Origin of the sequence: Acidovorax sp. HMWF029, from assembly GCF_003060895.1 — a bacterium.
In the GTDB taxonomy this organism is placed as follows: domain Bacteria; phylum Pseudomonadota; class Gammaproteobacteria; order Burkholderiales; family Burkholderiaceae_C; genus Acidovorax.
Map to the genome: position 1 here is coordinate 1 of NZ_QAIH01000221.1, position 1,851 is coordinate 1,851.

Genomic DNA, 1,851 nt, shown 5'->3' on the forward strand with positions numbered 1-1,851 from the left:
GGTGTCGGCCGTGGATGTGTCGGGGGTCATGGGCGGTCTCCTTGTAAAGGTGGTGTGGGGGCGCGGCGCACCCGGGGCCAGGGTGCACGCGGCGGGGTGCCGTTGGCCGCAGGGCGCTGGCGTGTTTCCTGCTCCACCTGGCGGGCGCGCAGCCACTGCACGTGGTCCAGCGCCTGCTGGTGTTGGGCCTGCAGCGCCGCGATCTGTGCCTGGATATCGTCAGCGCGTGCCTGCACCACATCAGCCAGGCCACCGGGGCCGATGCGGCCACGCCGCCAGGCGAGCAGATGGCTGCGGATCTGCGGCACGCCGAACCCGAGTGCGCGCGACATGGCAATGAACACCACCTCGCGCCGCGCCGAGGGGGCATAGTGGCGGTAGCCATTGGGCAGGCGATCAGGCTGTAGTAGCCCGGCGCGTTCGTAGTGGCGCAGCGCATGCACGGTGACGCCGGTGAGGCGGGCGAGTTCGGATATCTGCATGGGTGGCAGACTAGCAAGCTTCGCGCTGCGCGAAGCTTGCGCAGGTGACAGGGGGTGTCACGCTGTGTGGTCTTGCAAGCCCTGCAAGCGCATGCAACGACCGAACCGTTTGGTTACTGTTCTTGCGTAACAGGGGCATCTTTCGCCGGATGCGAAACCTAGCATGGCCTCTTTTCAAGGAGATCTGATGGCCGTGCAAAACCCTTTCTTTGGCAAGCGTGAACCCGAGTCGTTCCAACCCCGCAGCAGCACCACTTCAGGCTCCGTGTTGGGCGGTAGCGGGGTGGGCAGTGCATCGTCGGCGCAGCCGACCGCACCGGTTGCCCCCAAGCCCAGCAGCGCCAGCGACAGCTCGGGCAGCAAGCTCACGGTGGGCCCCAATATCAAGCTCAAGGGTGTGGAGATTACCGACTGCGACACCCTCGTGGTCGAAGGCACGGTGGAAGCCACCATGGATTCGCGCGTGATCCAGATCTCGGAGAACGGGGCCTTCAAGGGCTCGGCCGAGATCGATATTGCCGAGATCCACGGCGAGTTCAACGGCACACTCACCGTGCGCCAAAAGCTCGTGATCTACAGCACCGGCAAGGTCAACGGCAAGATCCGCTACGGCAAGCTGGTGGTGGAAGAGGGCGGCCAGCTGGCGGGCGAGATCGAGGCGGGGTTCTCTGCCTCGTCGTCATCGTCTTCCTCCAGCAGCAGTCACCTGCAGCGCGGGGCCGCGCCTTTGCGCACCGACCCGGTCGCTGCACTGGCTGCTTGAAGAACGCTGCGGCCGCGCAGCATTCACGCACCCGCGCCGCGATCAGGCCGGTGCGTCGTGCTTGGGTACCGGGCGCGGGCGGCCCTGGTGGTCAATCGCCACATAGGTCAGGCGCGCTTCGGTCACCTTCACATACTGCCCCTGGGCAGAAAAACGCTCGGCATACACCTCCACCTCCACGGTGACCGAGGTGTTGCCCACCCGCGTGATGGCCGAGAAGAACGACAGGATGTCGCCCACGCGCACGGGCTGCTTGAAGATGAATTCATTGACCGCGACCGTGGCCATGCGGCCCTGGATGTAGCGCGCGGGCAGCACGGAGCCCGCGAGGTCCACCTGCGCCATCACCCATCCGCCAAAGATGTCGCCGTTGCCGTTGGTGTCGGCGGGCATGGGGATGACCTTGAGCACCAGTTCCTTGTCGGTGGGCAATGCGGCGGGTGGTGGGCTGAAAACGGCAGACATGGGCACAATCTCGGTTGGGGCTGAGCCAATCCTTGGAGGAACCAGGGGTTTCGCAAGGCGGCTCGCCCATATAAAACCACTTTGGCATCAGCCGGGTCGGTAAAAACAACAACCGGAATTGTCCCCCATGCGCCACCACGG

3 protein-coding genes are annotated in these 1,851 nt (G+C 65.2%); 1 reads left to right on the top strand and 2 read right to left on the bottom strand.

The window, feature by feature from the left end:
- Positions 1–26: 26 nt before the first annotated feature.
- Positions 27–482 (bottom strand): MerR family DNA-binding transcriptional regulator, encoded by a 456-nt coding sequence (locus DBR12_RS15570; protein WP_108618097.1) that lies wholly within the window; start codon positions 480–482, stop codon positions 27–29.
- Positions 483–669: 187 nt separating this feature from the next.
- On the opposite strand from DBR12_RS15570, the gene DBR12_RS15575 reads away from it, so the two are divergent.
- Positions 670–1,245 carry a polymer-forming cytoskeletal protein gene (locus DBR12_RS15575; protein ID WP_108618098.1) on the top strand — a complete coding sequence of 192 codons (576 nt, stop codon included), beginning with the start codon at positions 670–672 and terminating at the stop codon, positions 1,243–1,245.
- Positions 1,246–1,287: 42 nt separating this feature from the next.
- Here the strand turns inward: DBR12_RS15575 and DBR12_RS15580 are convergent, their stop codons facing one another.
- On the bottom strand, positions 1,288–1,710 hold the full coding sequence (locus DBR12_RS15580; protein WP_108618099.1) for an acyl-CoA thioesterase: 423 nt from the start codon (positions 1,708–1,710) through the stop codon (positions 1,288–1,290).
- Positions 1,711–1,851 lie beyond the last annotated feature (141 nt).

Coding starts and splice junctions, on each gene's coding strand:
- DBR12_RS15570 (WP_108618097.1), bottom strand. CDS start 482: ATGCAGATATCCGAACTCGCCCGCCTCACCGGCGTCACCGTGCATGCG.
- DBR12_RS15575 (WP_108618098.1), top strand. CDS start 670: ATGGCCGTGCAAAACCCTTTCTTTGGCAAGCGTGAACCCGAGTCGTTC.
- DBR12_RS15580 (WP_108618099.1), bottom strand. CDS start 1,710: ATGTCTGCCGTTTTCAGCCCACCACCCGCCGCATTGCCCACCGACAAG.